Origin of the sequence: Kitasatospora sp. NPDC088346 (genome assembly GCF_044740765.1) — a bacterium.
In the GTDB taxonomy this organism is placed as follows: domain Bacteria; phylum Actinomycetota; class Actinomycetes; order Streptomycetales; family Streptomycetaceae; genus Kitasatospora.
Window position 1 is genome coordinate 1 of the sequence record NZ_JBIURH010000095.1, and the last position, 14,857, is coordinate 14,857.

General features: G+C 74.1%; 12 protein-coding genes. 6 read left to right on the plus strand and 6 right to left on the minus strand.

Annotated elements, in window-relative coordinates; genetic code table 11:
* Positions 1 to 24: 24 nt before the first annotated feature.
* From ACIOFR_RS40785 to ACIOFR_RS40795, 3 genes are all read left to right on the plus strand, one after another.
* Positions 25 to 6,585: a hypothetical protein gene (locus ACIOFR_RS40785; RefSeq protein ID WP_401005674.1), complete on the plus strand. Its 6,561-nt coding sequence runs from the start codon at positions 25 to 27 to the stop codon at positions 6,583 to 6,585.
* Between the two features lie 261 nt (positions 6,586 to 6,846).
* Entirely contained in the window at positions 6,847 to 8,196 is a 1,350-nt protein-coding gene (locus ACIOFR_RS40790) for a PP2C family protein-serine/threonine phosphatase (RefSeq protein WP_401005676.1), read from the plus strand.
* Between the two features lie 89 nt (positions 8,197 to 8,285).
* Entirely contained in the window at positions 8,286 to 9,128 is an 843-nt protein-coding gene (locus tag ACIOFR_RS40795) for a hypothetical protein (protein ID WP_401005678.1), read from the plus strand.
* A 72-nt stretch (positions 9,129 to 9,200) separates the two neighbouring features.
* Here the strand turns inward: ACIOFR_RS40795 and ACIOFR_RS40800 are convergent, their stop codons facing one another.
* From ACIOFR_RS40800 to ACIOFR_RS40825, 6 genes are all read right to left on the minus strand, one after another.
* On the minus strand, positions 9,201 to 9,740 hold the full coding sequence (locus tag ACIOFR_RS40800) for a hypothetical protein (RefSeq protein ID WP_401005680.1): 540 nt from the start codon (positions 9,738 to 9,740) through the stop codon (positions 9,201 to 9,203).
* Positions 9,737 to 10,636 carry an MEDS domain-containing protein gene (locus tag ACIOFR_RS40805; RefSeq protein WP_401005682.1) on the minus strand — a complete coding sequence of 300 codons (900 nt, stop codon included), beginning with the start codon at positions 10,634 to 10,636 and terminating at the stop codon, positions 9,737 to 9,739. Before ACIOFR_RS40805 ends, ACIOFR_RS40800 begins: the two co-directional genes overlap by 4 nt.
* Before the next feature lie 226 nt (positions 10,637 to 10,862).
* Complete coding sequence (locus ACIOFR_RS40810) at positions 10,863 to 11,558, minus strand: NADPH-dependent F420 reductase (protein ID WP_401005684.1); 696 nt, start codon at positions 11,556 to 11,558, stop codon at positions 10,863 to 10,865.
* A 129-nt stretch (positions 11,559 to 11,687) separates the two neighbouring features.
* Complete coding sequence (locus ACIOFR_RS40815; protein ID WP_401005686.1) at positions 11,688 to 11,912, minus strand: hypothetical protein; 225 nt, start codon at positions 11,910 to 11,912, stop codon at positions 11,688 to 11,690.
* Positions 11,913 to 12,012: 100 nt separating this feature from the next.
* A complete protein-coding gene (locus ACIOFR_RS40820) occupies positions 12,013 to 12,408 on the minus strand; it encodes a hypothetical protein (protein WP_401005688.1) in 396 nt (131 codons plus the stop codon).
* A 7-nt stretch (positions 12,409 to 12,415) separates the two neighbouring features.
* On the minus strand, positions 12,416 to 13,507 hold the full coding sequence (locus tag ACIOFR_RS40825) for a CorA family divalent cation transporter (protein ID WP_401005690.1): 1,092 nt from the start codon (positions 13,505 to 13,507) through the stop codon (positions 12,416 to 12,418).
* Between the two features lie 255 nt (positions 13,508 to 13,762).
* Here ACIOFR_RS40825 and ACIOFR_RS40830 point away from each other — a divergent pair, with 255 nt between their 5' ends.
* The 3 genes from ACIOFR_RS40830 to ACIOFR_RS40840 all read left to right on the plus strand — a co-directional run bounded on the left by ACIOFR_RS40830 (position 13,763) and on the right by ACIOFR_RS40840 (position 14,674).
* On the plus strand, positions 13,763 to 13,957 hold the full coding sequence (locus ACIOFR_RS40830) for a hypothetical protein (protein WP_401005692.1): 195 nt from the start codon (positions 13,763 to 13,765) through the stop codon (positions 13,955 to 13,957).
* A gap of 43 nt (positions 13,958 to 14,000) precedes the next feature.
* Positions 14,001 to 14,243: an XRE family transcriptional regulator gene (locus ACIOFR_RS40835; RefSeq protein ID WP_401005694.1), complete on the plus strand. Its 243-nt coding sequence runs from the start codon at positions 14,001 to 14,003 to the stop codon at positions 14,241 to 14,243.
* 92 nt (positions 14,244 to 14,335) lie between these two features.
* On the plus strand, positions 14,336 to 14,674 hold the full coding sequence (locus tag ACIOFR_RS40840; protein WP_401005696.1) for a hypothetical protein: 339 nt from the start codon (positions 14,336 to 14,338) through the stop codon (positions 14,672 to 14,674).
* Positions 14,675 to 14,857: the final 183 nt, after the last annotated feature.

A 14,857-nucleotide genomic window follows, 5' to 3' on the forward strand; every position in this document is an offset into this window, starting at 1 on the left:
GAGGGTCACCGCAAGAGCATCGACATGAAGGAGGTCGGGCAGAACGCCCTCGGCGGCGCCGTCGCCGGTGCGTCCGGCCACCTGATCGGCAAGGGGCTCAGCGGAGCCGGTGGGAAGATGGGTCTGGCGGGGGCCATGCAGACCGTCCCCGGCAAGATGGTCCACGGTGCGGCCGTCGGTGTCGGCGCGGACGTCTCCACCCAGCTGATCACCACCGGGCACGTCGAGGGCGGCAGCCTGCTCGGCTCCGGCCTCAGCGGCGGCGCCGCCGTCGGCCTGAAGGCCGGCGCCGCCCACCTCAAGGGCGGGTTCAAGGGCCCCGGCAACATTCCCATCCCGCACAGCGGCCCGCCGCCCACGGGCGGTGCCCCGGAGGGCGGCGCACGAATCGGCGGTGCACGGATCGGCGGTGCGGTCGGCGGTGGGTCGGTGGGTGGCGTGTCGGTCGGTGGTGCTGCCACCGGTGGCGCGTCGGGCGGTGGTGCGTCCGCGGGTGCACCGGCGGGTGGCGGGGGGAGCCGTGGCGAGGGCACCCCGACGTTCTCCAAGCCCGACTCGGCGGCCTCCGCGTTCCACGGACCGGGCACCGGCTCGTCGTCCGGCCACGCCGGTACCGAGGGCGGCGCCGGCGGGTCGCACACCCCCGTCGGCGCCGCGACGAGCGGCGGGGGCGGCCACCCGTCCGAGGGCGGCGGCAGCAGCCCGATCGGCTCCGGCGGCACCGCCGGCACTGCCAAGGGCGGCGGTACGGGCGGTCTCGTACCGTTCAGTCCGGACCGGCCCGCCGCCGCAGGCAGCCACGGCACCGGCGACAGCCCCGCCGCGGGCGCGCAGGTCCGCAGCACGCCGGACCACTCCGTGCCGCCCACCGCCGACCACGGCGGACCCGTCCAGCACCAGGCGCCGGCCACCTCCACGGGCCACACCGCCCCCGCGGACACCGCCTCCCACAGCGCGCCCACCGAGCACGGCACCACCCGAGCCGCCGACCCGGCACCGGCCGCGCAGCAGCACGCCCCGACCCCCTCGGTCGAAGGCGCTGCCTCCCACCCGGCCCCCGGCGCGCATGTGACGCCGGATACACATGGCACGCCGGATACACATGGCACGCCGGATTCGCATGTGGTGTCGGAGGTGCGTCCGGCTGCGGAGCCGCGTACGTCGGGGGATCCGCATGTGTCGGCGGAGCCTAGGGTGGTGTCGGAGCAGTCGGGTGGTGGTCAGTCGCACGCTGCTGAGCCGCACGTGACGCCGGATGCGCATGTGGTGTCGGACGTGCGTCCGGCTGCGGAACCGCCGGCGCGGGTGGGTACGGAGCAGGGACCGGGTCCGGTCCCGCGCGAGGCCCCGAGCGTTCCTCCGGTGCAGTCCGTCGGCTCGGAGCACGTGCCGAGTCCGGCCTCGCACGGCGGGCCGGCGGCTCAGGTGCACACCGGTCCGGCGGACGTCCCCGGCACCACCTCGCACGAGGCTCCGGCCGGACAGCCCCATGCCCCGGCGGCCTCCGGCCCCTCGGCGGCTTCGGTGCCGTCGCCGGTCGGTCACTCGACCGGCGCGAGCACGGCTCCGCCGGTCGGCGCCCCGGTGCCGCACCAGGCGGCCGCCGGTGACGGTGGGTCGGTCCCGCGGGACCCCGACGGCGGTACGAGCAGGCTCGACACCGCAGGCCTCGGCGGGCTGTCCGTCCCGCCCGTCCGGCCGACGGCGAGCGGTGACCACGGCTCGCGGACCGTCGATCCCTCGGCCGTCCCGCCGCCGCCCCCGGCGGACGCCTCCGCCGGCACCACCACGCCGCAGGGCGCACCACCCGTCGCCGGCGGGATGCACGTGCCGGGCCAGGGTGTCGGCGCCGCGTCGTCCGCCGCGCACGGCCCGGTGACCGCGCCGCCGCCGCCCGCACCCGCCAAGTCCTCGGCCACCCCGGGGCAGAGCGGCCTCGGACCGGTCAACCCGTCGTCCTCGGCGGCCGCGACCGGCGGCAACCAGGGCACGGCCGGCAGCCACGGCACCGGCGGAGGCCTGAACCGACCGCTGAGCGCCCAGGCCGCCGACCAGATCCACCAGACCCAGCGCGACCAGCGGCAGGCCGAACTGGACGCGCTGCGCCAGAACGGCGGCCGGATCAACCGGGCGGCCCAGGACCTCGGGCGCGACCAGACCTTCTCGACGGTCCGTCCGCCCAACGCCGACGTGCTGGTCCGCGACGTGCCGACGATGTCCGCGCAGGACCGTACGGCGGCACTGGCCGTACTGCCGCCCGCGCAGCGGCGCTGGATCGCCAAGGACCCGGCGTTCGTGGACGCCCTGAAGGCCAACCTGCCGCCGAGGGAGTTCGCGCGCACCGCGGCCCAGCTGATGGTGGACGTCGACCCGCGGGCCGAGCGGGGTGCCTCGGCCCGCGCCGAGGCGCAGGCCCAGGCCGCCCGGATGCTCCAGGACCCGGACGTGACGGCCACGTTGCTCAAGAACGGCGCTGGGCTCGTCGTGGTGCCCAAGGACGTCTCGATGACCGACGTCAGCGCCTTCCACAACATGAGGGGCACCACCGCGGGCGGCGCTTCCGGCGGCGGCCGGGGCTGGGACGACGTGCGCGGTTCCGGTGGACGCCGGGCCGCGGTCACCGAGGAGAACCTGCTCGGCGAGGACACCTCCGTCGGCAACGCCTCGCACTACCAGGACGGGTACTCGACGACCACGCACGAGTTCGCCCACACCATCCACATGAACGGTCTCTCGGCGAGCGACCGGGCCGCGATCACCGCCAGCTACCAGAACAAGGTCAACGACCCGAACGCGGTCTGGAGCGACGGCCCGCGCCACGACCTCCAGAACAACCCCGTCGACAACTACGCCTCACGCGACGAACTTGAGTACTTCGCGCAGGTCTCCAACGCGTACCTCGGCACCAACCACGGCACCGACCCGCACACCGGCCAGCCCCGCAACAACGGGCCGGCTTGGGTGCGGGCCAACGAACCGGCGCTGCTGCCGATGCTGGAGCGCCTCTACGGGCCGGACCCGACTGCGGTGCACCACGGGTCGGCCAACCCGGTCGAGGCGGTCCGCGCGGAGAACGACGTGTACGAGGGCCTGCGGGACTTCATGGACCGAGTGGACAACCCCGCGCCCGTGCCCCCGCCGGCCACCACCACGGCCGGCACCACGCCCGGCAACGCGACCGCGGCGGCCGGCGGCGGTGGCAGCCACACCCCGCCGACGTCGGCGGCACCGCAGCGCCCGGTGCCCGCGACTCCGCAGCACCCGGCGCCCGGCGCGGGTGCCCAGGGGCAGGCGGCTCCGCCGCCCTCGGTTCACGGCGGAGCGAGTGTTCACGGCGACACGAGCGTTCGCGGTGGCGCAAACGTTCACGGTGACGCGGGCGTTCGCGGGGGTGAGAGTGTTCACGTCGGCGCGAACGGTCACGCAGGGGTGAACACTCGCTCGGGGCCTGATGCTCATGCTGGCGGCAACATTCACGAGAGCGTGAACACCCGCGAGGACGGAAGTGCTCACGGAAGCGCGAACGTTCACGAAGGCGCGAACGTCCACGACGACGCGAACGTTCACCGTACCGAGCAGGCGCCCCCCGCACACGCGGCGACCAACTCCGGGTTCGCCCTGGGGCCGGTGTCCCGAGGCGGCGACACGGCTCCCGTCACCCCGGCGGCACCGCACACCCAGGCGCCCCCAGCCCCGCCGGCCCCGCCCGTTCGCACGGCGCCCGAGACGAGGACGTACGCCGACGTGCCGCCCCCGCCGGCGCCCTCCCGGAGCGACCAGGCCCAGACGCCCACCACGCACGACGCGCCGGTCCACGACGCGCCGGTCCACGACGTACCCGTCCACGACACCTTGACCGCCCCCGAGCACCCCACTCCGGAGCACCCCACCCCCGAGCACCCCACCCCCGAGCACCCCACCCCCGAGCACCCCACCCCCGACTCCTTCTCCTCCCACGCGCGCAGCTGGAACCCCGACCGGGCCCCGCTCGCCTCCCCGGAGGACCGCGCGGCCCAGCTGCGCACCGACCCCCGGTTCACGAACCACTCGCCCGACGAGTTGGTGAACCTCGTTCACCATGCCCGGAACGGCCGGGTCGAGGACCTCACCCAGTGGGTGGACCGGAACGGCCCCGGAGCCGTGCACGCGCTGGCCAAGGAGATCCCTGAGCACGCGCTGTGGGCCGTCGGCCGGCAGGATCAGCACAGCAGCGACATGCTGGACGCCATCACGGAGCGCCGCGGTGGCAAGGCACCGTCGCAGCAGGAGATCGACGGCCGCAGGCAGGTCTTCGAGAAGCTCGGTCGGTTCCCGTCGGTCACGGTCGTGGTCGAGTCCGGCCCCGGGTCGGGCCACCAGGCCGCCGCGGTCACCCTGGTCCGTTCGCTGCGCGAGCTGGGCTACGGCGGCGAGATCCGGATGGTCGCGCCGCGCAGCGTGCAGGCGCGACTGGAGCGGATGCTCGACACCGAGGAACTCGACGTCAGGGACCCGGTGTACGTGGACAAGGAGCTCGACCACGACGGGAACTACCCGCAACCCGTGCGGCCGGACCTCGGCCGTGGTCCGACCTTCGTCGCGGCCAGCGACAGCCTGGACGCCGACGCCGGTTCGGCCCGTGCCCTGCTGTCCTTCACGGGCGCCGGCAAGGCGATGCTGCTCACCCCGTACGCCTGGGGCCACCCGCGCGCGGTGTACGAGCGGACGCCGGGCGAGGACGGCACCCCGTCCTACACCGCCCACCACATGGACGCCGGGCTCAGCCCGAACCACGGCCTGTACCAGTTCCACATCCCCACCCCGGAGGCGGCGGCGTTCCCCTCCGACCCCAAGTTGCAGGCGATCGCCGACTCGGTGACCGGCGGCCGGGTCGACATGATGCCGGTCTACGGGCTGGCCCGGATGGACGACCGGCTCCGGGCGAGCGGGCCCGAGTACCTGGCGTCGGCGATCCGCGAGTCCGGCGTGCGCGAGGTCGACGGGGTGCGGACGTACGGCAAGCCGGCCGTGATGCTGGAGGTGGGCGGCCGGGAGATCGGTTACGCGGAGCAGTTCCGGCCGGATTGGCTCAAGCGGGCCGATCTGGCCACCGCGGACGTCCCCGGGCTGCTGGCCGGGCTCCAGCCCGGCGAGGTGCTGCTGCTGCGCGGCGGCGGAACCACGCAGGCCAACTTCGAGAAGCTGTTCCAGCTCGGCAACCTGCCCGCGATCCAGGAGGGCGCCAACACCACCAACGCCAGCCAGCTGACCGGACGTCCCTACCTCTCCCCGAACGTCAGCACCACCCCCTACCCGGGCATCCACGAGCCCGCGGCGGCGGACCTCCTGCACGCGCGGGTGGCGAACGCGCTCGGCCGGGACGGGACGGCCGAGCTCCCCGACCTGTCGCGGGCGCGGGACGCGTGGGACGAGGTCACCTGGCGCAACCCGACGCCGTCCCGCGAGGATTTCGGCAAGGCCGCCGACGAGCTGCGGAACGCCGCCGACGAGGTCGACCGCCTCGCCGAGGGCCGGCCGGAGCCGGTCGCCGGACCGCTGCGCGACGCCGCGACGCGGGCCCGGGACGACGCGGCGGTACTGACGCGTTCCGCGGAGGCGCTCAAGGTCAACGCCGACCTCACCAGGGCGACGGAGGCCATGAACGCGGGCACGGAGTGGTCCGACCGGGCCCAGGAGTCCCACCCGCACAACCAGCTGGGCAAGATCAAGTGGGGCCGGGAGATGCTGGACGAGTGGCGCAAGGAGGCCGCGCAGCACCAGGGCGAGGACACCTTCCAGATGCCCGTCGACAAGCTCCAGGACTTCGCCCGGGCGGCCGTCAGCAGCGACGACCGGACGCGCCAGCCCGACCCCGCCGAGCTGGACGCCGCGCGGCAGACGGTCCACTCCATCCTCAGCACGGGCCTGAGCCCGGAGGACTCGGCCGCGCTGGAACGGTACATGGACACCGGCACCTGGGAAGGGGAGATGATCCGCACCCAGGTGACGCCGTCGACCAACCTGGGCAGGCCCGACCAGGTCAAGCAGAACTTCGACGCGCTCGCCGAGGCGATCGCGACGCAGGAGAAGGAGTACACCGCCGCGGTCATCACCGAGCTGAGGGGCGTCAGCAACGCCCCGAGGGCGGAGGAGGTCAAGGTGATCGCCGACGTGCTGCGGGGCTACCGCACACCGGACTCCCCCTTCCAGACCTATACCGCCGAGGTCAACGGCCGGGCCCTGGACTGGCGCCAGGACCAGCTGCTGATGGGTCTGCTGCACATGGACGACCCGCACATGCTCACCGGGGAGAGCGTCCAGGCCTCGGCCGAGGCGCAGCTGCACGAGCGCCGCGAGGTGGTCGAAAGGGAAGCCAGGCAGCGCGAACGGGAGGAACGGAACCGGCAGATGGAGGAGCGCCGCCGCCAGGCCGCCGAGCTGCGCCAGGCCGAGCTGGAGGCGGCGCGTCAGGCCCGGGCCGCGGCGGCCGCAGCCGCCGCCGAGGCCGAGGCTGCCGCCGCGGCCGCGCGGGCGGGGCAGACCTCCGACGAGGGGAGCGACAGCGAGGAGTTCGACATCGGCACGGACGACTTCTCGCTCTTCTGATCGTTCCGCCTCGAATCGTCCGCCTCGGAACGTCCACCTTGGATCGTCCACCTTGGATCGTCCACCTCGGATCGTTCCGGCGGACGCGCGACGCGCTGGCGCCGTGCGAGCCGGTCGCCCCCACCCCGGGGTGACCGGCTCGCACTGCTCCGGACGTTCCCCGGGGCCGCCGAGGCCGTCGCACCTCCCCGGGCCTGCTGGCCCCGGACCCTCCGGCCCGCGTGCCTGGCGGGCGCGGTGGTGTGGCGGGATGGTGGGTGGATGGAGACGGGGACGGGACGGCAGCCCGACGCGGCGAGCGGCGCCGGTGACGCGCTGCTGGGCCGGGTGCTGGCCGGCCTGTTGGAGGCCTCCCACCAGGCCGCCCCCTGGGAGGTGTCGGCCCTGGTCGGCGACGCGGGCCGGGCGCTGGGGCTGGGGGAGGCCCGGGTGTTCCTGGCGGACGTCCAGCAGGTGCTGCTCGTTCCCATGCCCGGACCGGAGCAGCCGGTCGCCGGTGAGTCACCCGGGCAGCCGCCGCCGACGTCACCCGGCCCGCCACCTGAGGCGGGCCGCCCGGCCGCCGGGAGCGCCGGCGGCGACACCGGCGACCCGGAGACAGGGCTGGACGTGGACACCACTCTCGCGGGCCGCGCCTACCGCACCGAGACCCTGCTCCGCGCCGCGGGGACGCCGCCGGTGTGCTGGGTCCCGTTGATCGACGGCATCGAACGCATCGGCGTGCTACGGGTGCATCCGACGGGGAACGACTCCGCCCTGGTCGAGGGGCGGGCGCGGGCGCTGGCCTCCCTGGTGACGCTGATCCTGGTGTCGAAGAGCACGTTCAGCGACGCCATCGTGCGCACCACCCGGACCCGGCCGATGTCGCTGCAGGCCGAGTTGCTGTGGGCGTTCGTGCCACCGCGCACGATCGGTACCCGCAGCGTGACGTCGAGCGCGGTCCTGGAGCCCGCGTACGAGGTCGCCGGGGACGCGTTCGACCACAGCCTGGCCGGGGACGTCCTCCACGTGATCCTGGTGGACGCGATGGGCCACGACCTCGCCTCCGGCGGCGCGAGTGCCGTCGCGCTGGCGGCGTGCCGCTCGACGCGCCGTACGGGCGGCTCGCTGGCCGACATCGCGACCGCGATCGACGAGGCCCTGAACGAGTGGATCCCGGACCGGCTGCTGACGACGGTCCTCACCGATCTCGACACCGGCACCGGCCGGCTGTCGTGGGTGAACTGCGGCCACCCGCCGCCGCTGCTGATCCGGTCCGGTGCGGTGGTCCCCGGGGCCCTGGAGCGCCGTCCCCACCCGCCCCTCGGCATCGGCCGTCACCTCGGACGTCACCCTGGCCGGCACCTCGGACCGCCCGAGGTGCACCGGGTCCGGCTGGAGCCCGGTGACCGCGTCCTCCTCCACACCGACGGCGTGACCGAGGCCCGGTCCGTGACGGGCGACCTGTTCGGCGAACACCGGCTCCTCGACCACATCGTGCGCCTTGCCAACACGGACCAGTCGGCCCCCGAGGCCCTGCGACGGCTCATGCACGCGCTCCTCGTCCATCAGGACCACCGGCTGCGCGACGACGCCACGGCGGTTCTGATCGACTGGCACCCGCCGCAGTGACCGGCCCGTCCGACGGTGGGCCGCCGATGGTGATCAAGACGTGACCTGCGGCTCTTCAGCTCGGCGCGGTTGATCACTACGGTGCCACCATGAGCAGCACTGACAGCACCCGGGACCCGGGCGGACCCGACGACGATCGCTGGAACATCGTCCTCGACGAGGACTTCGTCAACGCCGCGACCGTCAAGGAGGGCCGGCCAGGCCTCAACCCAGGCCCCGGTCCCGATCCGAAGCGGGTGTGGCCGCGCAATCTCGCCCTCACGCTCTGCGCGGCCGCGCTGGCGTTCCTGGTGCTGAAGGTGGTCCGGCCGTCCGACGGGGAGTCGACGGCCTCGGCGCCGGTGTCCGCCGCCGCCACGTCCCCGGCTGCCGCCTCGACCGCGCCGTCGCCGTCGGCCTCGCCCTCAGCCGCTGCCGCGGACCGTCCCGCCGTGCCCCTGGACCAGGCCTTTCCCACCGAGATCAAGGACGCCGCCGGCGGGGTCTACACCAGGCTCGGGGCGGCCGTCCTCGCCTCCTGCGTGGAGCCGGACTCCGTCGGCCCCCGCCTGATCGCGATGATCAAGCAGGGCAAGGGCTGTGTGAGCCAGCAGGTGGCGCTCTACAAGGACGCCCAGAACAACCAGTTCAACGTGTCGCTGTTCACCATGAGGGACCCGAAGGACAGCGTGCACCTGGTGACCCAGCTGAGCCTGGCGTTCGACGACTACGAGGTGGGCGCCCAGGCCCCGCCGCCGTCCGCGGGCCTGCCGGTGCTGCCCGCCGACAGCGGAATGATCCAGACCTTCGCGGGCGTCAATCGGGTGATGATCGTGGCCCTGGGCCAGTGGGCGGACGGCCGGGTCGCCGACTACCAGAAGCTGACCGACCGGACGAGCCCGCTGGCCGACGCCGTTTCGAAGAACGTCGTCGCCTACGAGACCAAGCCCTGAGCCCCACCGCCCGTGCGTGGTGACGCGTGAGCCGCCGCCCACCGGCCGCTCACGCGTCACCCACCCCGGCCGTCACTGCCCGGCGGGCGGCGACTCACGCGCTCCGCGGTGCTCGGGTGCAGGCTCAGGTCCGGCCACGGGTGAGCGGACCGGTCGGGCTGCCGGCCGGTCGTCCGGCAGGCTGAGCGTCACCGTGGTGCAGCCTGCCCGGGTGTCGATCCGCAGGCACTCGCTCAGCTCTCCGCTCGACCAGCGCAGCCGGGGCCCGTCCGATCCGGCCGCTGCTCCCGCTCCCGCTCCCACGCCCCTCCCCGGCCGCGTCGCCGTCCCCGTCCCGTTCGCGGGCCGACCGGTGCCGTCCTCGGCGATCCGGCAGACCAGGGTGGTGTCGTCCGGTCGGCTGATGACCACGCGCACCTCCGGGCCGGGATCCGTCGCGATGCTCTCGGCCACCTCGTGGACGGCGAACACCAGCAGGTCGCGGTACTCGATGCCGGCGCCGGCCAGGGTCGCGCAGTGGGTGACGACGGCGCGCAGGACGGGCAGTTCGTCGGCGCCGAAACGCTGGTCCGTGACCAGCTCGTCCAGTGCTGTGGCACGGTCGTGGATCATGCGTCGGCCACCTTCGTCACCGTGATCTGCTCGACGGACCGGGCACCGAGCATGCCCAGCACCCTGGCGTGGAACGGCCGGCAGCGGATCTCCATCCGCGGGCCGCCCGGGGGCAGTTGACCGGCCGCGTGCAGCAGCGTCAGCGCACAGTCCGAGCCGAGGAAGGACAGCCCGGTGAGGTCGATCGGCAGGTGTCCGCTGCCGGTGGCCGCGGCGAGGTCGAGGGCGGCCGGGAGCTCGGCCAGCAGCTGGGGGCGGGTGGCTGTGTCGGCGTCACCGATCAGCCGCAGGCCCCCGTCGGCGTGTTCGATGCGCAGGGCCCCGAGCCGGCCCAGGAGTGCCACGGGGTGGCCGTGGCGCATGGCGTCGAGCACGTCGGGGTCGAACCGCCGGCGGTCGTACGTGCAGATCTCCGCGTAGCGTCGGTCGGCGAACAGCTCGTGGGCGTGCGTCTCCCGGTGCATCACCCCCTCGACGTCCATCCCCAGGTCCTGGACCCAGGCCATGTCGATGACGGTACGGAACCCGGTGTAGCCCTCCTGTCGGGCCTTCTCGGTCTCCTCCCGGAGCCGGCCCATCTGCCGGGCGGCGGTGAAGCGGGCGTCGGGCTTGATCAGGTCGCGCATGGTGGTGTACGACAGCTGACCCCGCCCGAACGCCGCCCCGGCGGACCCGTGGTGCACGTGCACGCGTTCGTGGACGTCCTCCGCCGGGACCGCCGGGTCCGCCATGACGGTGACCTTCTCCCCACGGGCCAGCCCCTCGTGGATGAAGGTCAGCAGGACTTCCCAGCGGGCCTCGTCGTCGTCGTAGTCCGCGTAGGCGTGGTCGCCGGGGCGCATCCGGAGCACGGGTATCGTCCGGTGCGCGGGGACGGCGACGGAGTCCGTTGGCACGTGGGGTCCTTTCCGCCTGGTACCCCGCCGATCGGCGGGGGGTGCACGAGATCCTATGAACTCGGCTCCACGGAAAACCGCCTGATGGACCATCAGGTCGATAAGTGTTCGACGTCGGCCGGAACGTGTCGTCTTCCGCTCGGCCGGCTGTCGAGCGGGTCGGACGAGTCGAGCATGTGTTCGCGGCCGGAGGGCCTGCGCGGAACCGCGGGCCCTTCGCCGCCCCTCAGGCCGGGTGCTCGAAGCTGCCCGGGCTGTCCGGGGTCGCGCGCCACGCGGGGGCGCGCTCCGGGTCGGCCGCCGCCAGCGCCCGCCGTACGCCGCCGGCGTCCAGATCGGTCGTGTAGACGGGCGTACCGGGCTGCTGGCGCCAGGAATCCTCCAGGGGACCGGCGTCGACGGCGTCGAAGCCGAGCTCCTCCACCAGCCCGAGCACGACCTCCTTGGCCCGGGCGTCGTCCCCGGCGACCGGCAGGGCGATCCGGTCGGGAGCGCCCGCCGGGCGCCCGAAGTCGGCCAGGTGCTGGGCGTAGATGTTGTTGAACGCCTTGATCACCGGCCGTCCGAGCTGCCGCTCGACCCACCCGCTCTCCGTGCTCCCCTTCTCGATCCCCTCGATCCGGCCGTCACGCTGCTGCGGGTAGTAGTTCCCGGTGTCGACGACGACGAGCCCGTCGGCCGCTCCCTCGAACAGGCCGGCCGGCAGGCCGGCGACCTTGGCCTGCGGGATCGTCACCACCGCCAGTTCCGCTCCCCGGGCGACCTCCTCGACGGGCCGTGCCCGTGCGCCGCTCTCCGCCGCCAGACCGGTGAGGGTTTGCGGGCCACGGGAGTTGGCGACGGACACCTCGTGGCCGAGGGCGGCCAGCCGCCGGGTCAGCGTGCCGCCGATGTTGCCGGCGCCGATGATCGCGATCTTCACTGATGCTGCTCCTGGTGTCGGGAACGGAGGCGCCCCGGAGCCGAAGGCCGCTGCGCCGGGGCACGGAGGTCGCCCCCATGCAACCAGCCGCAGTCGGCCGGCGCGGGCACCTCCGCCGCCCACGGCGCGTCAGCGACGCGCACGGCCGACCCACCGCGTGGCCGCGGTGGACGGTGCGGCAACGCGGTCTCCGGTGAGTTCGCCGACCGGGCGGGCGGTCCGGCCGGGCCCGTCCACGGTCGCGGCGATCCACGACACGAGCTCGCCGACGTCGAGGCCCCGGGCGAGCGCGACGCCGTGGCCGTCGAAGGCGATGGACCGGGGAGCGGCGAGCCAGGCCATTCCGTCCGTCACGGGGATCATGATCGCGTACGGCGGTGACAGCGGTGCGTCCACGCGTGGTACCGGGCGGAATCCGGACGTCGGTCCGGTCCGGGCCGGCCGCCGTCCCCCGTCACAGGTGGTACGGGTGGACCGAGATCCCCGCGCGCCCGAGGCGGAGCTCGACCCAGGTGTCGATCACGTCCGCGGGCAGGTCGCCGACCAGGTCGAGCAGGACGACACTGCCGGCCAGTTCCAGGTGGCCGGAGCCGTCCTCGGCGCGGTGCAGGCGGCCGCGCAGGACGACGTACGGGCCGGCCGTGCGGATTGCGGGCCCGGGGGCCGGCGCCGGCTCGGCGTTCCGGCGCCAGATGACGTCCTCGTCGACCGTCCACTCCACGTGGTAGGCGCCGGGTCCGGCTGCCGGATCCCCGCACCAGCGCACGGTGGCGCGGCCGCATACCGTCCTGACCCGGGCCGTCCGGAGGTTCCCCGGGGCGTCCGCGATGTTCTCCACGTGGACCAGCACGGCCCGATCATGCGGTATCCGCGGCGCCGCCGGAACCGGTTTTCCCCCGCCCCGGCCTGCCCGGCCCGTGGGCCGGTCCGGTGCCGACCTCCGGCTGGGGCGGAGTGTCGTGGGTGCGTCGCCCGCGCAGCCAGAGGTACAGCAGCAGGCAGGGCAGCAGCAGTCCGCCGATGCCGAGGACGAGGAAGGCGGTGAGGCTGGTGACGTTGCGGACCAGCCAGGCGAAGTTCTGCCCGAAGAACCCGACCACGAAGGAGAGCGGCAGGAAGACGCTGGCGAGGATCGTCAGCCGCTCCATGGTGGCGGTCTGCCGCAGGTTGATCTTGTTCTGCTCGACCGAGATCACCGCGATGTTCGCCTCCAGGACGGTGGCCAGGAGGTCGCGCTGGGCGGCGACCTCCTCGTTGACGAGCAGCAGGTGGTCGTGGACGTCGCGGAAGTAGGGGAGCAGCCCGGCCGGTGACCGGCCGGCCTGCAGTCGGCGGGCCAGGACGGCGAGCAGCGGGTGCACGGCCCGGTAGAAGTCGGTGGCCTCGCGGCGCAGGAAGTAGATCCGTTCGGTCGGGGCGACGGCGCCGGAGAACACCGTCGCCTCGATCTGCTCGATGTCGCGCTCCAGTTCGGCGACCACGGGTGCGTAGCTGTCGACGACCTGGTCGAGGATGGCCCACAGTGTGGAGGTGCTGCCGGTGCGCAGCAGTTCGGGGCGGGTTTCGAGCCGGCTGCGGGCGCCGGCCAGTTCGCTGGCGATGCCCTGTCGCACGGCGATGACGAAGTGTTCCGCCATGAAGACGCTGATCTCGCCGGTGTCGATGGCCTCGGCCTCGTCGTCGTAGCGGGCGGTGCGCAGGATGATCAGTTCGGTGCCGTCCTCGTACTGCTCGGCCTTCGGCCGCAGGTGGAAGGCCTGGGCGTCCTCCACGGCGAGTTCGTGCAGCCCGAAGCTCGCGCGCACCTCGGCCAGTTCGTCGGGGCCGGGTTCGAAGAGGCCGAGCCAGACGAATCCGCCCTGGGTGCAGCGGGCGGCCGCCTGTTCGAGGGGGATCGCGCCCTCGTGCTGGCGGTGCCCGTCGCGGTAGTACGCACAGTCGACGATCATGGCCTTCCTCCTCGTGCCGGACGCGTACCGGACGCCGCAGGACGCGCGTCGGACGCCCGTCGGGCGCGTGTCGGATCCGCGCCGTTCACGCGCACCGCACTAGCGATGCTCCTCCGGTTCGCCGGGGATTTCCGCGTGGGCGCGGCCGGGCCGCGGCGAGCGGAGGCCGGCCGAAGGCGGCCGGAGGTGTCCCGGCGCGGTGTACTGGTGGAAATTCCGGTGTGCGTCGGCGGCCCGGCGGGGTAGGTGCGCCCCATGAGACAGGACATTCAGGATGAAGCGGGCGTAGGGTCGGACACTGGCGCCTCGGTGGTGCGGTCCGCCGAACTGCTGCGGCGCCAGACCGCCGACGCCGTCGCCCACCTGCGCGAACAGGCCGCCCGCATGCATGCCGGCCTGCCGCCCGACCCCCGCTCCCAACCTCCCGCGAGCGGGGCGGGCGGGGGGTGAACGGGAGGCCCGTCGGCGGACGACCGAAACCAGGAGGTTGCACATGGCCGAGCCGGAGCTTTCCCGGTTGCTGCGGGACACCATGCGCCGACGGCGGTTGTCGCCGCAGGCCGTCGCCGACCTGACCGGCATCCGCACCCCGCGCATCCGCGCCTGGGCCGAGGACGGCGCCGACGGTCCGATCCGGCCGACCGACCGGGAGCTGGCCGAGCTCGCCGACGCGCTCGCCCTGCCGCTCACCACTGCCGACGGGCACCGGGGCCGGCGGCGCATGGCCCGGCACTGACGGCCCGACCTCCCGCACCGCAGCCGTGGATCTGCCGTCCGCCCCGCCGGGGCGCAGGATGAAGTGAAGCGTTTCCGGCGAGGGAGGCGGACATGGGTCGCGAGTACCACTTCCACCGCGAGCACGCGGGTTTCTCCGTGACGGCCGGGGTCCGCCTCGGCGGCCATCGGGAGCTGGAACTGCTGGTGGACGGCAAGGAGGTCGCGGCCGTCCGGGTTGACGGCCACCGGGCACAGGTCTGCACGCTGACGACCGTCCTCGCGACGGATCCGCCCCGGCCCATCGCGGTCCGGGTCTCCCTGCCGGGCCGGTTCAACGGCGACCCGGCGTGCGAGCTGCTCGCGGACGGCGCGGACGGCGGCGGCCTGGCCATGCCCGCGAGTGACATTCCCCGCAGGGCGCGGCTGACCGAGGCGTCCTGGTACGGCTGAGGCCCGGCCGGTCCGGTTCGCCAGGGCCTGTCCGACGAACGCCGGGCGCTGTCCGGTCGATCCTGCCGGGCCCGATCGACCGGACAGTGCCTAGAAGGCTCGTGAAGATCTTGGGTTCTGGCCCCGCCGCGTGAGCGGCGGGGCCAGACTGCTTCTTGTGGCAATGGGGGAATGGGCCGGGGA

What these genes read in the sequence shown, in the direction of transcription:
- ACIOFR_RS40785 (WP_401005674.1), top strand. Translation starts at nt 25, where the DNA reads ATGAAGGAGGTCGGGCAGAACGCCCTCGGCGGCGCCGTCGCCGGTGCG.
- ACIOFR_RS40790 (WP_401005676.1), top strand. Translation starts at nt 6,847, where the DNA reads ATGGAGACGGGGACGGGACGGCAGCCCGACGCGGCGAGCGGCGCCGGT.
- ACIOFR_RS40795 (WP_401005678.1), top strand. Translation starts at nt 8,286, where the DNA reads ATGAGCAGCACTGACAGCACCCGGGACCCGGGCGGACCCGACGACGAT.
- ACIOFR_RS40800 (WP_401005680.1), bottom strand. Translation starts at nt 9,740, where the DNA reads ATGATCCACGACCGTGCCACAGCACTGGACGAGCTGGTCACGGACCAG.
- ACIOFR_RS40825 (WP_401005690.1), bottom strand. Translation starts at nt 13,507, where the DNA reads ATGATCGTCGACTGTGCGTACTACCGCGACGGGCACCGCCAGCACGAG.
- ACIOFR_RS40830 (WP_401005692.1), top strand. Translation starts at nt 13,763, where the DNA reads ATGAGACAGGACATTCAGGATGAAGCGGGCGTAGGGTCGGACACTGGC.
- ACIOFR_RS40835 (WP_401005694.1), top strand. Translation starts at nt 14,001, where the DNA reads ATGGCCGAGCCGGAGCTTTCCCGGTTGCTGCGGGACACCATGCGCCGA.
- ACIOFR_RS40840 (WP_401005696.1), top strand. Translation starts at nt 14,336, where the DNA reads ATGGGTCGCGAGTACCACTTCCACCGCGAGCACGCGGGTTTCTCCGTG.